The organism is Candidatus Pyrohabitans sp. (genome assembly GCF_054014795.1).
Genome location: NZ_JBPMGE010000093.1, coordinates 1 through 12870, shown reverse-complemented (window position 1 = coordinate 12870; position 12870 = coordinate 1). Strand labels below are relative to the sequence as shown.

General features: G+C 50.5%; 21 protein-coding genes and 2 pseudogenes. 14 read left to right on the top strand and 9 right to left on the bottom strand.

The window, feature by feature from the left end; all coding sequences use genetic code 11:
* Positions 1-128: 128 nt before the first annotated feature.
* Entirely contained in the window at positions 129-257 is a 129-nt protein-coding gene (locus ACXJJW_RS09810) for a hypothetical protein (protein WP_456475566.1), read from the top strand.
* A gap of 1 nt (position 258) precedes the next feature.
* On the opposite strand, the gene amrS is transcribed toward ACXJJW_RS09810, so the two are convergent.
* The 8 genes from amrS to ACXJJW_RS09770 form a co-directional block, all read right to left on the bottom strand.
* Complete coding sequence (gene amrS, locus ACXJJW_RS09805; protein WP_456475565.1) at positions 259-1254, bottom strand: AmmeMemoRadiSam system radical SAM enzyme; 996 nt, start codon at positions 1252-1254, stop codon at positions 259-261.
* A 35-nt stretch (positions 1255-1289) separates the two neighbouring features.
* A complete protein-coding gene (locus tag ACXJJW_RS09800) occupies positions 1290-1655 on the bottom strand; it encodes a roadblock/LC7 domain-containing protein (protein WP_456475564.1) in 366 nt (121 codons plus the stop codon).
* Positions 1656-1754: 99 nt separating this feature from the next.
* Positions 1755-2486: a hypothetical protein gene (locus ACXJJW_RS09795; protein WP_456475563.1), complete on the bottom strand. Its 732-nt coding sequence runs from the start codon at positions 2484-2486 to the stop codon at positions 1755-1757.
* 4 nt (positions 2487-2490) lie between these two features.
* Positions 2491-2868, bottom strand: coding sequence for a hypothetical protein (locus ACXJJW_RS09790; protein WP_456475562.1), 378 nt, complete (start codon positions 2866-2868; stop codon positions 2491-2493).
* On the bottom strand, positions 2869-3273 hold the full coding sequence (locus tag ACXJJW_RS09785) for a hypothetical protein (protein WP_456475561.1): 405 nt from the start codon (positions 3271-3273) through the stop codon (positions 2869-2871).
* Between the two features lie 81 nt (positions 3274-3354).
* Positions 3355-4140, bottom strand: a complete 786-nt coding sequence (locus ACXJJW_RS09780) for a hypothetical protein (RefSeq protein WP_456475560.1) — start codon at positions 4138-4140, stop codon at positions 3355-3357.
* A 15-nt stretch (positions 4141-4155) separates the two neighbouring features.
* The gene (locus tag ACXJJW_RS09775; protein WP_456475559.1) at positions 4156-4638 is read right to left on the bottom strand and encodes a DsrE/DsrF/DrsH-like family protein; all 483 of its coding nucleotides are present in this window, start codon (positions 4636-4638) and stop codon (positions 4156-4158) included.
* Entirely contained in the window at positions 4622-4876 is a 255-nt protein-coding gene (locus tag ACXJJW_RS09770) for a sulfurtransferase TusA family protein (protein WP_456475558.1), read from the bottom strand. Before ACXJJW_RS09770 ends, ACXJJW_RS09775 begins: the two co-directional genes overlap by 17 nt.
* A gap of 83 nt (positions 4877-4959) precedes the next feature.
* Between ACXJJW_RS09770 and ACXJJW_RS09765 the strand changes: the two genes are divergently transcribed.
* The 7 genes from ACXJJW_RS09765 to ACXJJW_RS09735 all read left to right on the top strand — a co-directional run bounded on the left by ACXJJW_RS09765 (position 4960) and on the right by ACXJJW_RS09735 (position 9191).
* Entirely contained in the window at positions 4960-5712 is a 753-nt protein-coding gene (locus ACXJJW_RS09765) for a TrmB family transcriptional regulator (RefSeq protein WP_456475557.1), read from the top strand.
* A 1-nt stretch (position 5713) separates the two neighbouring features.
* Entirely contained in the window at positions 5714-6133 is a 420-nt protein-coding gene (nikR, locus tag ACXJJW_RS09760; RefSeq protein WP_456475616.1) for a nickel-responsive transcriptional regulator NikR, read from the top strand.
* 68 nt (positions 6134-6201) lie between these two features.
* A complete protein-coding gene (gene cofD / locus ACXJJW_RS09755) occupies positions 6202-7107 on the top strand; it encodes a 2-phospho-L-lactate transferase (RefSeq protein ID WP_456475556.1) in 906 nt (301 codons plus the stop codon).
* Positions 7108-7111: 4 nt separating this feature from the next.
* Positions 7112-7402: a hypothetical protein gene (locus ACXJJW_RS09750; protein WP_456475555.1), complete on the top strand. Its 291-nt coding sequence runs from the start codon at positions 7112-7114 to the stop codon at positions 7400-7402.
* 21 nt (positions 7403-7423) lie between these two features.
* The gene (locus ACXJJW_RS09745) at positions 7424-7669 is read left to right on the top strand and encodes a calcium:cation antiporter family protein (RefSeq protein ID WP_456475554.1); all 246 of its coding nucleotides are present in this window, start codon (positions 7424-7426) and stop codon (positions 7667-7669) included.
* A gap of 5 nt (positions 7670-7674) precedes the next feature.
* Positions 7675-8589: a triphosphoribosyl-dephospho-CoA synthase gene (locus ACXJJW_RS09740; RefSeq protein ID WP_456475553.1), complete on the top strand. Its 915-nt coding sequence runs from the start codon at positions 7675-7677 to the stop codon at positions 8587-8589.
* An 8-nt stretch (positions 8590-8597) separates the two neighbouring features.
* Positions 8598-9191: a DUF447 domain-containing protein gene (locus tag ACXJJW_RS09735; protein WP_456475552.1), complete on the top strand. Its 594-nt coding sequence runs from the start codon at positions 8598-8600 to the stop codon at positions 9189-9191.
* Here ACXJJW_RS09735 and ACXJJW_RS09730 read toward each other — a convergent pair.
* Positions 9180-9773: a hypothetical protein gene (locus ACXJJW_RS09730; RefSeq protein ID WP_456475551.1), complete on the bottom strand. Its 594-nt coding sequence runs from the start codon at positions 9771-9773 to the stop codon at positions 9180-9182. The two genes, ACXJJW_RS09735 and ACXJJW_RS09730, sit on opposite strands and share 12 nt — an antisense overlap.
* A 202-nt stretch (positions 9774-9975) precedes the next feature.
* Between ACXJJW_RS09730 and ftsZ the strand changes: the two genes are divergently transcribed.
* The 6 genes and pseudogenes from ftsZ to ACXJJW_RS09700 all read left to right on the top strand — a co-directional run.
* Positions 9976-11145, top strand: a complete 1170-nt coding sequence (ftsZ, locus tag ACXJJW_RS09725) for a cell division protein FtsZ (protein ID WP_456475550.1) — start codon at positions 9976-9978, stop codon at positions 11143-11145.
* Between the two features lie 30 nt (positions 11146-11175).
* Complete coding sequence (locus ACXJJW_RS09720; protein ID WP_456475549.1) at positions 11176-11361, top strand: hypothetical protein; 186 nt, start codon at positions 11176-11178, stop codon at positions 11359-11361.
* A 3-nt stretch (positions 11362-11364) separates the two neighbouring features.
* A complete protein-coding gene (locus tag ACXJJW_RS09715; protein WP_456475548.1) occupies positions 11365-11844 on the top strand; it encodes a hypothetical protein in 480 nt (159 codons plus the stop codon).
* Positions 11838-12083 (top strand): hypothetical protein, encoded by a 246-nt coding sequence (locus tag ACXJJW_RS09710; RefSeq protein ID WP_456475547.1) that lies wholly within the window; start codon positions 11838-11840, stop codon positions 12081-12083. Before ACXJJW_RS09715 ends, ACXJJW_RS09710 begins: the two co-directional genes overlap by 7 nt.
* A gap of 102 nt (positions 12084-12185) precedes the next feature.
* Positions 12186-12517, top strand: a pseudogene (locus tag ACXJJW_RS09705) (rhodanese-like domain-containing protein).
* A gap of 114 nt (positions 12518-12631) precedes the next feature.
* Positions 12632-12870 (top strand): annotated as a pseudogene (locus ACXJJW_RS09700) (heavy metal translocating P-type ATPase); the annotation flags it as partial.

Genomic DNA, 12870 nt, shown 5'->3' with positions numbered 1-12870 from the left:
ACTGCTCTTTGTTTAACCTGCTCAAAGCTTCCATATGCAACAGCCCCTGGCAAAAAGAAAATTTTATATACTCTTGTGCAGAGTAGAAATGGCCTCCAAAATACCAGTAACAAATAGGAGGGAGCAGGGTGAAAATAGACCCTAATAGTGTTGAATTTAAGAGTCTTCCCATTGCAAAGAAGCTGTTTCTAATAGAAGAGAGGAAAAAAGAGATTTACAGGGAAATCGAGAACATCTTTAGGAAGACTTACCCCTGAGCTACTCCCACACTCCGTGAATTTTCACTCCGCATTTTGGGCATTCTATGCTGCATTTGAGGATATCAAAACCATACCTTTTAATTAGAACCTCGCCGCAGCTGTGGCATCGCGTGTCCTCTCCCTCGCCGAGCACATTACCAATATAAACATACATCAGCCCCTCCTCCTCACCTATCTCCCTTGCCCGTCTGAGGGTCTCCAGAGGTGTGGAGGGGACGCCCATAAGCTTGTACTCTGGATGGAAGCGCGTCACATGCCAGGGTATGCTCTCGCCAACGCTCTTTATAAACCTCGCTATTCCCCTCAGCTGTTCCTCATCGTCATTGTAGCCAGGGATTATCAGTGTCGTAACCTCTATCCAGATGCCAAGCTCCTTGTAGAGCCTTATACTCTCCAGCACAGGCTTTAGCCTTGCGCCACAAACCTTGCGATAAAACTCCTCTGTAAAGCCCTTGAGGTCGATGTTCGCAGCATCTAGATAGGGAGCAACCTCGCGAAGGGCTTCGGGGGTTATGTAGCCGTTGGTGACAAATACATTCTTGATTCCCCTTTCCTTTGCGAGCTTTGCGCAGTCCATAGCATACTCTGCGAAGATTGTGGGTTCTGTGTAGGTGTAGGAGATGCTCGCACAGTTGTACTTGGAAGCCTGTTTCACCACCTCTTCAGGCGGAAGGCTTAAACCCGCAATCTCAGCCCTCTCCCTGGGCATCTGGGAAATCTCCCAGTTCTGGCAGTGAAGGCAGCGGAAGTTGCACCCGACTGTGGCGATGGAGTAGCTCGTTGTGCCGGGAAGGAAGTGGTAAAGGGGCTTCTTCTCAATAGGGTCTATGTTGTAGGCTATAGCTTTGCCATAAACAAGCGTATAGAGCTTTCCCTTTTTATTTTCCCTGACACCGCATATGCCACGCTTCCCGGGAGAGATAAGGCATCGGTGATTGCAAAGATAGCACCTGACTTTACCCTCCTCCGCTGGCGTATAGAACCTCGCCTCCATGAAATAAGGTTGTCGTCTGCGCTATTAAACTTTTCCTAGCTCGAGAGGGAGCTTTTAATCTTCGCTACTGTTTTCTTTGCCTGTACGCGTATATAGCCGAGATTTATGTTTGGCTCTGTAAAAAACCAGAAGAAGACGCCATCGGCTGTAATAATAAAGAATTTCCCATTTTCCATCTCAGATATCAGGTCGTGAACATCGCCGAGAGCTGTGGTGGCAGACACCTCCATGGCCGCATTTAGAAGCTGGGCCATCATCCCGCCCACCATCTCCTGCTCCTCATGACTCATGCGTGGGGAATGCGAAGCAACAATAAGCCCATCCATGTCGATTATACCTGCTGCGGTCACACCACCAATTTTAACAAAATCTATGAGAATCCTCTCCAGTATCTCCTGCATTTCACCAATGCCTCCGGGGCTTCTTTTAAATTCAACTACTTATTTTCAGTGATACTCTTTTATAGTTTTCCCAGTTTCCCGGGGCGGCTGCAGGGAGCTCTAGGTTATTGCGGCCATGGATTTAATATCATCAATCAGCGCACCAGCTTTCTTTTTTCCCACCTGGAAAGCTATTGCCTTATAAACCCTGTTTAAAAGCCTCTCCACATCGTCCATCCGTATTCCGCCCTCACTGCCCAGCTTTTTCATCTCGCTATATACGAGCTTCTCAGCCATCTTTGGGCCCATCAGCTTTGACAGTGATTCCTTCATGGTGATAATAATATGGTCCGCCTCTTCCTCCTGCCTGAATCCCTCTATTAGAAACTGAATCTCTTCCTCATTTACCCTTATTCTGTACTTCTTCAGCAGGGCCTCTCTGTCCTCAATAGGAGTCTCAACCACCTCTTCGGTTTTTACCTCCTGTGTTACGGCAGGACTGTACTCTTCCAGAATCTCCTCCACAGTTCTCCTCACACTGTCAGGAAACTCGATAATCTCGGCTGCACCATCTCTGGCTTTAATCTCGTCCAGTATCTCCAATTCAGGCACGAGTGCTGCGACATCCCTCTCATAAACCACCACCTTTAGTTCTCCGTCACAGAATATAAGCCACTCAGAGTGGAGCTTTCCATTACTTCTGAAGCTGATGCGCAGGGCGCCGGAGAAGCCCTGTACCCTGAATCTTTCAAGCTCTCTATCGAACTCCTCTTCGCTGAACATCACTACCCCTGAGAACTTCCCGCCGCTGCACAGGTTTATTAAATTTCTGAGCATCTTGTCATCCAGCATACCGCTATTCTTCTCCTTTAAGCATTCTCCACATAGCATAATAGGCAACCCCCATCATAAATCCTGAGCCGCCCTCGCCAATCAGCTCCCTAATCAGCTCGGCCTCTATACCGTAGACGCGTTGAATAACACCGAGGAACTTCCATAACATCATGAGACCAAAGGCAAGGGTAAATAGGGTGAAGGTCTTTTCCATGGCACCGCCTGCATAAATTTTTCTGAGCTGATAGGAGAAGAACACCAGAAAAACTGAAGCAAAGAGCCATATAGAATCTTCCATGAGTCTGACCCTTTCAATTGTTGCCTTCTCCTCAGAGGTTAAAGCAAATACAGGTGCTGTGAGGAATATAAGGACAATTATGGTCAGAATAACCCCGCGCATCTACTCCACCTCCATAATCCTGCTTGCTGTAATATAGTAGTCAATAAAACCCAGCATTATGAGCCCTGCTGCAAAGATGCCCAGGAAATATCTTATCTCCTGAAGCAGAAAGGACTCACCGTAGCCAGGTACAAACTTCCAGTATACTCTGAGAGCAAAAAGGAGTGTGCCCACGAATACGGTGTTCCATGCTCTTGTGGCGCCCTCCACCATCCCTCTGAATTTCCAGGCAAAGATAACAGCAACTCCCCAGCCCATCATCTGAATGATGTGGAGAGGACTTGCACCCAGAACAAGAGGTCTGTCGTAGAAGGGCTTTACTTCAGCTGCATAAACACCCGAAACCAGAAAAAGAGCCAAAATTAACACAATTCCCAGACTGGCACTTTTCATCCTTATCACCATTAAAATATATTTAATGTTCATTATATAAAATTTTAACGGTGAAGCGGAAGATGTCCAGAATCCAACGCAGAAATTGCCTAGCTACTCCTCAGCTATCTTCGCAAGCCTCCACAGCATTCTGTCAGCCACCCTATCTGCTTCTTCCCTCCCCAGTTTGTTCTTAAGGGCGGTATTCCTGAAGTAGTTTATAAGTTCAACCACCGCCGCGCAGGAGGCTTCCTCTTCATTAAACCTCATCTCTGTAAGCCTGAGCCTGAGAAGGTTCCTGCCCTTTACCTCCCCGAAAGTTGTCCTGAGCTCCCTTTCGATAATATCCAAAATCTCTCTGCACTTCTCACCGGAGAGCTCCTTCTTTCTTAGGTGCTCCACGCTCGCCCTTGGCCTGAGCTCATCCAGGGCTTTCCGGGCCGCCTTCTCGGCATCGGCCATGATTCTCTGCTTAAACTTCAGAATCTCATCAGGTATCTCTGGAGATGCCGCTCGCGAGGGGGCTTCGACTTCAACGCTGGCGGCCTCTGGTAGCTTCTCGGCCACCCTCTTAATTGCCGTCTCTTCCACAAGCAAAATTTCAAGGGCACCCTCCCTCAGCCCTGCTTCAGAGACGGCATAGAAGGTGGAATCGCCGGAGGGGGAAACCACCTCCTTCATCACCAGAACTCTTGTGCCGCAGAGAAAGAGGAAGTACAGGGAGACGAGCTTTTCTCCCTCCTTAAAGCTGAGCCTCAGCACCCCTGTAAAGCCTCGTCCCTGCCTCTCTTCAATCTCACCCTTCAGCGCCTCTGCGTCCACCTTCTTAATCGACTCCAGCTTTGCCGAGGTGCAGAGGGAACATACTGTTCTAGCCACCTCTTCCGGGATTCCTCCCATCAGCTTATTCCTCGCTCATATAAAGAGGGTTATATCGGCGTCGCTGGCGATGTCGAGGAAACCCGCTGCACCCAGGCATGCGTCCACCACAGGCAGGAGGTCGCTCTCTGGGCAGCCCATCACATCCATTGTCATCTGACACCCATAGAACTTAACGCCCATCTCCTTGCACATATTTATTAAGTCCTCGATGCCGGGCACATTGCTCTTCTTCATCATGCTCTTCATCATCATCGTGGCCATGGCGGTCATGCCGGGCAGCATGCCTACAATGTTTGGCACGGGCATTGGCATCGCCGGGTTTGCTATGGGTGCAACCTTTAGGCTCTTGTACTTCTTCTTGTTGATTATATCCAGGCCATAGAAGGTGAAGAACAGGTGTGCATCCCAGTCCATGCTCGCGGCGGTGCTTGCAAGTATAAGCGCCGGGTATGCAGAATCCATGGTCCCTTTGCTAACAATTATACACAGTTTTTTTTTCTCATTCTCCTTTCCCATTTTCACCAGCTCCCTTTTTGACATAGAATATAAACTTCTCGCCTTCCTCGCTCATCTCCAACACCTCAAATCCCATGTTCTTTGCCCACGCAGGTATGTCGCCCTTTGAGCCCTTGTCTGTGGCTATTATCTTCAGGACCTTTCCAGGGGCGAGGTTGTCCATTGCTTTCTTGGCCTTGAGCACCGGCATTGGACAGCTTAAGCCACTGGTATCCAGAACCTCATCAGCCTCGACCACAGTCACACCTCCAATTTTTTTACTTGATTTTAAGTAAATAATATATATAAAGTTTTCCCACTATATTAGAGTGAGGTATGCAAATGCTGGATGAGAGGTTGATAGAGAATCTCAGGCTGATGAATCTCACAGAATACGAATCGCGAACCTACCTGGCGCTCGTGGCGAAAGGCACCGCGACTGTCAAAGAGATACGCGAGATTGCTCAGATTCCTTACTCCAGAGAGTATGATATCCTGGAAAACCTGGAGCGCCGTGGGTATGTGGTGGTCCAGCCCGGGAGGCCAAGAAGATACCGCGCAGTTGACCCGCGGGAGATACTGTCAAAGGAACTCGGGCTCCGCGTAAAGGCGGTTGAGGAGCTGATAAAAAAACTCACACCTGTGTACAGGAAGCACATGGATGAGGTCTCCTTCAATGAGGTAATCTGGATGCTCAAGGGCAGAGGTAATATCCGCGACAGGCTGATTAAAATGCTGGAGAGTGCTCAGCGTGAGGTGCTCATCATGGGGATAAAGCCTGTTACCAGCGATGCTATCGCCAGGGCGCTGGAAGATGCGCATAAGCGGGGCGTGGTTATAAAGGCACTGGGAGAGTTCAGCGATAGCACAGTAGAGCTATTTGACAGGATAGGCGTGGAATACAGGCGCTACCCCCATGACCACTCTCGCTTCGTTGTGGTCGACGACAGAGAGCTTATCCTTGCCAGCGAAGACCCTGCAAACTACTTTTTTGCACTCTACAACCGCAATCCGGGCTGCATAAAGCTGTACAGAAACTACTTCAAGCACATCTGGGAGGAAACCTCTGCGCAAGATTTAAAACCTCGCGAATAGAATCACAGGTATGGAGAGAATAAGCATCTCACTACCTGAAAAACTTCTGGAAGAGTTTGACAGAATTCTGGAAGAGAAGGGGTATGTGTCAAGAAGCGAAGGGATACGCGATGCTATAAGGAGTTATATTATAGAACATGGAGTTATCAGTCAGATTTCCGGTGAAATCGCCGGCACCATCTCAATAATATACGACCACGACGAGAGCAATGTGCTCGACAGGCTTACCGATGCGCAGCACGACTTCTCTGAGCTAATAGATTCCTCACTCCACATCCACCTGGACAGGCACCACTGCCTCGAGGTTATAGTTGTGCGCGGGAAGAGCAACGCTATAAAGCAGCTTCTAAATCGACTGACCGCGATTAAGGGCGTGAAGTACGCCAAGCTCACAACCAATGTGGCAGAGATACCCAGGTAGGTGTTCCGGTTTCCTACCGCCAGAGGGGGTAGAAAGTAAGATAAAGCAATAGCCTATATTAACAGGAGATGATAACCCTACTTTCAGGCGGAACAGGTACGCCGAAACTGCTTCAGGGGTTTATGCAGCTCCTGCCTCAGGAAGAGATGGCGGTTATTGTAAACACCGCCGAAGACATCTGGCTGCCCCACGGTTACCTCTCGCCAGATATAGACACGGTGATTTACACCCTCGCAGGCATTGTGAATGAAGAGACCTGGTATGGAATCAGGGGCGACAGCTTCGCAACCCATGAACAGCTTCTTAAGCTGGGCTTTGGGGAATTCATGAACATAGGCGACCTGGATAGAGCCACGCACATCTTCAGGGGCGAATACCTTAGGCGGGGTCTGAGCCTGGAGGAGGTAACACAGAGGCTGTGCAGAGCTCTCGGTGTAAAAGCCAAGGTTCTGCCAATGAGCAACCAGCGCCTCAGCACTGTGGTGGTCACCCCCCTGGGGGAGATGAATCTCCACGAGTACCTCATAAAGCACCGCTCCATGCCTGAGATAGAGAGGGTGCGCTTCGAGGGCGAGGCTGAGCCGTGTGATGCCTGTATCAGCGCCATTGAGCAGGCGGAGTTTATTGTGATAGGGCCCAGCAACCCTGTTACCAGCATACTTCCAATACTTTCTCTTAAGGGGCTGAAAAGGGCTATTAAAAAGAGGCGTGATAGCGTAGTTGCTGTCTCGCCCATAGTGGGAGGAAGACCCGTAAGCGGGCCTGCTGACAAATTTTTAAGGGCCGCCGGCATAGAGCCAGCTTCGCGGGGCGTGGCGCACTTCTACAGCGAGGTTGCCGCAAACTTTGTGGTTGATGCCAGAGAGGAGGAGTTTGTGGTTGAGGGTGTGGAGATATATAGGACCAATACGATAATGAAGACCCCTGAGGACAGCAGAGCCCTTGCCAGGTTTTTAATGGAAATTATGGGGTAGTCCGATGGTAATCCTCGAAACGCTGGTGCTTTTCTCGATTATAGTGTTTGCCGCAGCGCTGCTCAGCCACGGTGCGGAGATGATAGCAGAGAAGTACGGGCCAAACTTCGCCGGAAGCATCATGGACGAGTACGATGTCGCTCTGGGAAGCGCCGTGGGTGCAGCGATTGTGCACCTCGCCATGGCCGCGAGGGAATTTGGCAGGAAGCACAGGATTAAGATTACAAGGGAGAGATTTATCAAGGGTGCGGGCTACTTAATAATAGGCGCTGCTGTAAAAGTCCGGTCACAATAGCCATAACCATAGGTCCCCTGCGTGGCAAACTTTATTGGTTCCAAGGTCAACCACAACTCTGTCCTCCTTGGTACGATGCCCTTGATAGCCTTCATCACAGGAAATGGGAGCGTCTCAGGCATTATCTCACCCCAGTTTACAGCGATGACACTTCTCACCTTCATCGCAGGCATAAGCGTGGCGAGGCGAAGGCTTGAGAGGTGGCAGGGATTCTTCTTCACAGCCCTGTACGCGGTGCCTGTTTACATTGCTTACACAATAAGGTGAATAAGATGAGAATAAAGGATATCGCCACTGCGGCACAGCTTGCGCTGCTGCTGGAGGTCTCTTCACCCAAGCCCGGGAATGTGACCTGCGGCAGAGACTTTGAGGACACGCGCTATGAACACTTTCTGGCGAGCGCCGCCGCTTTTGGTCATGTGGCAGAGGAGGCAGCGCAGCGAGGCCACAGCGCAGCCAGAGGTAAGCTGGCGATTGAAAAGATAGGCATGGGGAGGCTGATCAAGAAAGCCGTGGCTCAGGCAAAGCGCTGGCACCGCGGAGGTAACACAATTCTTGGCGAGGCGATGCTTCTCCTGCCCCTTTGCGCAGGCGCCGGCTATGTGCTCGGAGGAACAGGGAAGGTTGAGCTCGGCGCCCTGAGGGAGAGCACCCGCATGCTGGTGAGAGCAACGACCTACAGGGACACCCTGAATCTGTATGAGGGTATAAGGATAGCTTCGCCAAGGCTGCGTAGCACCTCAAGCCTGGATGTCTTTGACCCTCGCAGCCTTGCTGAAATCTCAAGTCGAGGGGTAACCCTGCACCAAGTCATGGCTATGAGCAGCGACGATGCCGTTGCAGCTGAGCTCACGCGTGGCTACCCTGTAACCTTTGAGCTGGGCTACCCTGCCCTGAGGCGAGCATATGAAACCTCGGGGGATATACGCAGCGCCACAGTGGAGTGCTTTCTGCAAATCCTCTCCAGGGTTCCGGATTCACTTATAATAAAGAAAGCCGGCAGGCGGGCGGCGGAGGAGGTATCAAAACGCGCTCGCTCGGTGCTGGAGGCAGGGATTACGCAACAGGCTCTGGAAGAGCTGGATGAATACCTTCGCAGCGAGGGCAACACGCTGAACCCGGGCACAACCGCAGACCTTGTCGGCGGGGCGCTTTTCGTCGGGCTTATCAGCGGAATTAAACCGTAGGTGATTGCATGCTAGGTCCACTGGGCTTTAAGAAAGGGGGAGTGGTGGAATGCATAGTTACCACATACAACAGCGACGGCTCTGCGAATGCCGCACCCATGGGGATTTATACGCTTGGGGAGGCTGAGGTGGTACTCAAAATACACGAGAAAAGCGACACCCTCGCAAATATAACCCGCGAGGGGTGTGCAGTGCTGAACATAATCTACGACCCGCTGCTTTTTCTCAAATCGGCGCTCCTGAAGCATGTGCCTGAAGTCAGTTTGGAGGAAGTCGAGAGGTCAAAGGTCAAGGCACCCTATTTAAAAGCTGCCCATGCTTATGCTGCCCTTGAGACGAGGGTGGTTAGAAGCTATTCACTGAGTGATTCGCTGGGCATGAGCAGGGTAAGCGTTGTGAAGGGCAGGGTGAAAGAAGTTAAGGTGCTCAAGCCCCTGCCCCAGGCACCATGCCGCGGTTTCTTCGCGGCGGTTGAGCTTGCTATAGATCTGAGCAGGGGCAGGAGGGACAGAGAAGGGCATCTCAAAAAAGTAATGCGCCGAACAATGCCCGCAGGGGAATACAGGGCGATAGAGGAGTTTTTGAGTAGTTTAAGCTTCTAGCTGTGCAGTCTCCTGGAGCCGGTACTCCCACTGCGCCCGGGAGCCGCGCCTCTGCAAAAGACCCGACTCATAAAATCGCGAGAGATATGTTGAGAGGCTGCTCAGCTTTATCCTCTCTCCAAATAATATCTCGTACTCCTCCTGTATCTCCTGAGAGCGAACCCACTCCCCGGGGTGGCTGTGCCTGAGCAGCAGAAGGAGCTTCTCTTTCTGCGTCATGGTTTCTATGTTGTATCTGCTCAGCCAGTTTTCCACCGCAGGAGCGAATTCCTCCTCAAATTCAGGCTCCACACCGTATATATAGGACAGAAAATCAAGCACCTTTTCCAGCGCCGTTCTGTGACTCAGCCTTTTGAATTCCCTCTCCACCTCTTTGTCTTCGCCCCTCGCCCAGATTTTTATTCCGACAAACCTTTCACTGTGGAATATGTAGTTGAGATGTTCCTTGACCTTTTCCTTTACCTCGGTGTAATCCAGGCCCTCAAGCTTCAGGCGTGAAGTACCGCTGCTCTCTTTTGTCTCCAGGGAGATTTCAAAGTACTCCATCTTCACCAACTTATTCACATTCACAGATGTTAACATTATTCAGTGAATACCTGCATATATAAAGCTTGTGCATATCCTTTAAATATGAGCAACAACGATAGATATCCACAACAATAATGATAAAGAATATATCTACAGCTATTTTTGTTGAAAGATGTTTCAAAATTCAAATCGAAAGGTTTATATATGTGTTTTGTGAACAAGTGAATAAAGATGAATACCGGGGGGTAAGAAAAAAATGAGAAGCATCCTGGAAAAAGCGAAGGAAAACACCGAGAAGATGCAGATGTTAGATGCCATGGAAAAGGAGATCGGCGAAGCTAAAATCGTCGTGGTGGGGTGTGGCGGTGCCGGAAACAACACCATAAACCGCCTTGCCCACATTGGAATTAACGGTGCCCAGCTGATAGCAATAAATACCGATAAGCAGCACCTCTCTGTTATAAAGGCCGACAAAAAGGTGCTCATAGGTTATGAAATCACCAAAGGCCTGGGAGCGGGTGGCTATCCGGAGGTGGGGGAGCAGGCGGCAATCGAAGCCACGCCCGCACTGAAGGACCTCCTCAACGGTGCTGACCTGGTTTTCGTAACCGGCGGTCTTGGTGGCGGCACTGGTACGGGCTCACTTCCTGTGGTTGCGGAGGTTGCCAAGGACCTGGGGGCGGTTGTTGTCGGCGCAGTTACAATGCCCTTCAAGATAGAGCGCGCGCGCATCGGCAAGGCAAAGAATGCCCTGGTGAAGCTGCGCACCAATGCCGACAGTGTGGTTGTTATAGACAACAACAAGCTTCTCGGCTATGTGCCCGATCTGCCCATGAACGACGCCTTCGCTGTGGCTGACGAGGTGCTCGCGCGGATGGTCAAGGGTATTACAGAGACCATATCCATGCCCAGCCTTGTCAACCTCGACTTTGCTGATGTTCGCGCTGTCATGCGCGAGGGCTCGAGGAATGGCATTGCCATGATAGGCCTGGGTGAGAGTGACACCCGTAACCGCGCTGAGGAGGCGGTGCTCCATGCGCTTGAAAATCCTCTGCTGGAGGTGGACTACCGCGGCGCCACAGGTGCACTGGTGCACATCACCGGCGGCGAGGATCTGACGCTTGCGGAGGCTACCAGAATAGGCGAGATTGCCACGAGCTATCTGCGAGAGGATTCCAATGTTATCTGGGGCGCTCGCATCGACCCCGAATACAATGGCATGATCCAGGTCATGGTGATTATGACAGGTGTTCATTCACCTGACATAATGGGTCCTGAGAGCAGCGATATTCAGATACCCCAGCGGGCGCAGATATCTCACTTCGCCCGCCCCAAGCAGCACAGAATCCCATCCCGACCGGCGATGCAGACAGAGCGCGAAGTGCCTGCGATGATAGCAAATCTGGGCATCGACTACATCTTCTAACCCCTTCCCCCCCTTTTGGAGGGTGGCGAAATGTCTGAGGTCTGTGTTCCCCACAATGTCGGTACCCATGAACTGGGTTCGCATCAGCATTATCCATCGAGGACATATTCCCTGCTGTGCTTCTCTGAGAAGCGCGATATCTCCAATTATGTCCTCATACCCATTGAAGGTGCCGGTTTTGTGGTAATTAAACACGAAATAGATGCGGAGGAGTAGATTATGCTCAGCAAGGAGTTTTTAAAGGAGGTGGCCGGGAATGTCTCAACCAAAGGCGACTTCCTCATGCTCAATGTGGAATTCATTGAAAACAGTGACCTCGAGCATCTGCCCGGGGTGGTGGATAGGCTGCTGAAGATGGAGGGCGTATCTACGGTGCTGGTTTATGGGATTAAGGGAAGTGTTGTCTACCTTGCAGGCAGGAGCACAAGGGGGCTTGAGCTCGCAAACAAGCTGAAGCATGCATTTCCGGGTCTCTGCAGGGTAAAGGAGACCAATGGGTATGTTCTTGCGGTTATCCCTCTGGGGATGCTGGGATACTTCAACAGCCAGGAGAAGGTCCTGCAGGTTGTGGACGAGCTTATGAACGATGCTCTTGCGGGTGGTGCAGCTACACGGGGTTTTGGCACTGTGTTTGAAAGAGTTGCCGGTATAAAGAATCTTGTAAACCTTTCAGACCGAAAACAGGAGGTTGTATGGTAATGGGGGTGATGCGTGTGAAGAAGTTTGGAAATGTCTCGCACAAGGTGAATGTGATTTTGGGTGTTTTTAAAGAGGGAGAGAAGCTCAATGGCAAGCAGATTGTGGAGAGGGTTCGCCAGCAGGGTTACAGGGTCACGGATTCGCACCTGAAGATGTTTATATACTACAACATGCTGTACAAGCACCTCAGGAAAGAAGAGATAAACGGCGTAAACTACTACTATCCAATAAACAGGTAATCCCCTCTTTTTGTTTTTTGAAACTTTTTGCAGATACATTTTTAATAATATAAAGCGATAGAATTTTCTACTCTCATATGGATTTTTTATGGTGATTGCTAAATGGGTGATGGAAAAATAAGAGAGATAACAGTCGAAGATGCAATAGAGATGATTAGGGACGGGGACGCTGTGCTGCTTGATGTCCGTACATCCGAGGAATACCATGCCGAGCACGTGGAAGATGCAAAGTGGGTTCGCTGGATGAACTTCCAGAAAGATTAGATGAGCTGGACAAGGAGAAGGCGATATTGGCCTGCTTCTGCAGAAGCGGGGCCCGGAGCTCCCGTGCCTGCCAGATACTCCAGAAACATGGCTTTAAGGAACTCTACAATGTTCGAGGGGGTATTCTCGCATGGAAAAAGGCGGGTTTTAGGACTGTCTCTGGCCCATAAGTTTTTATTAAGCAAAGCAAGCACGCAGGTGGCATGCGCACCAGTTGGAAAGGATTAAGTAGGTGAATGCAGAGTAATATCAATGGATGTTGGCGAAGCTCAGAGGGGGATTAAATGACCCAAGAGCATTCAGGACATGATGAGAAAGGTGAGAGTGGAGATACACACGCGCAGCATGCTCCTGCGAAGCACACCCACGAGCACCACATAGTTGAGTTCAGGAAGCGCTTCTTCGTCTGCCTCGCTCTGACGATACCCATCCTCGCGCTCTCCGAGATGATTCAGCTCTGGTTTGGCTTCCGCATAGAGATACCATTCCAGAAGGAGATTCTGTTTCTGCTCTCCTCTGCGGT

What these genes read in the sequence shown, in the direction of transcription:
- amrS (WP_456475565.1), bottom strand. Translation starts at nt 1,254, where the DNA reads ATGGAGGCGAGGTTCTATACGCCAGCGGAGGAGGGTAAAGTCAGGTGC.
- ACXJJW_RS09800 (WP_456475564.1), bottom strand. Translation starts at nt 1,655, where the DNA reads ATGCAGGAGATACTGGAGAGGATTCTCATAGATTTTGTTAAAATTGGT.
- ACXJJW_RS09795 (WP_456475563.1), bottom strand. Translation starts at nt 2,486, where the DNA reads ATGCTGGATGACAAGATGCTCAGAAATTTAATAAACCTGTGCAGCGGC.
- ACXJJW_RS09790 (WP_456475562.1), bottom strand. Translation starts at nt 2,868, where the DNA reads ATGCGCGGGGTTATTCTGACCATAATTGTCCTTATATTCCTCACAGCA.
- ACXJJW_RS09785 (WP_456475561.1), bottom strand. Translation starts at nt 3,273, where the DNA reads ATGGTGATAAGGATGAAAAGTGCCAGTCTGGGAATTGTGTTAATTTTG.
- ACXJJW_RS09780 (WP_456475560.1), bottom strand. Translation starts at nt 4,140, where the DNA reads ATGGGAGGAATCCCGGAAGAGGTGGCTAGAACAGTATGTTCCCTCTGC.
- ACXJJW_RS09775 (WP_456475559.1), bottom strand. Translation starts at nt 4,638, where the DNA reads ATGGGAAAGGAGAATGAGAAAAAAAAACTGTGTATAATTGTTAGCAAA.
- ACXJJW_RS09765 (WP_456475557.1), top strand. Translation starts at nt 4,960, where the DNA reads ATGCTGGATGAGAGGTTGATAGAGAATCTCAGGCTGATGAATCTCACA.
- cofD (WP_456475556.1), top strand. Translation starts at nt 6,202, where the DNA reads ATGATAACCCTACTTTCAGGCGGAACAGGTACGCCGAAACTGCTTCAG.
- ACXJJW_RS09750 (WP_456475555.1), top strand. Translation starts at nt 7,112, where the DNA reads ATGGTAATCCTCGAAACGCTGGTGCTTTTCTCGATTATAGTGTTTGCC.
- ACXJJW_RS09740 (WP_456475553.1), top strand. Translation starts at nt 7,675, where the DNA reads ATGAGAATAAAGGATATCGCCACTGCGGCACAGCTTGCGCTGCTGCTG.
- ACXJJW_RS09735 (WP_456475552.1), top strand. Translation starts at nt 8,598, where the DNA reads ATGCTAGGTCCACTGGGCTTTAAGAAAGGGGGAGTGGTGGAATGCATA.
- ACXJJW_RS09730 (WP_456475551.1), bottom strand. Translation starts at nt 9,773, where the DNA reads ATGTTAACATCTGTGAATGTGAATAAGTTGGTGAAGATGGAGTACTTT.
- ftsZ (WP_456475550.1), top strand. Translation starts at nt 9,976, where the DNA reads ATGAGAAGCATCCTGGAAAAAGCGAAGGAAAACACCGAGAAGATGCAG.
- ACXJJW_RS09720 (WP_456475549.1), top strand. Translation starts at nt 11,176, where the DNA reads ATGTCTGAGGTCTGTGTTCCCCACAATGTCGGTACCCATGAACTGGGT.
- ACXJJW_RS09715 (WP_456475548.1), top strand. Translation starts at nt 11,365, where the DNA reads ATGCTCAGCAAGGAGTTTTTAAAGGAGGTGGCCGGGAATGTCTCAACC.
- ACXJJW_RS09710 (WP_456475547.1), top strand. Translation starts at nt 11,838, where the DNA reads ATGGTAATGGGGGTGATGCGTGTGAAGAAGTTTGGAAATGTCTCGCAC.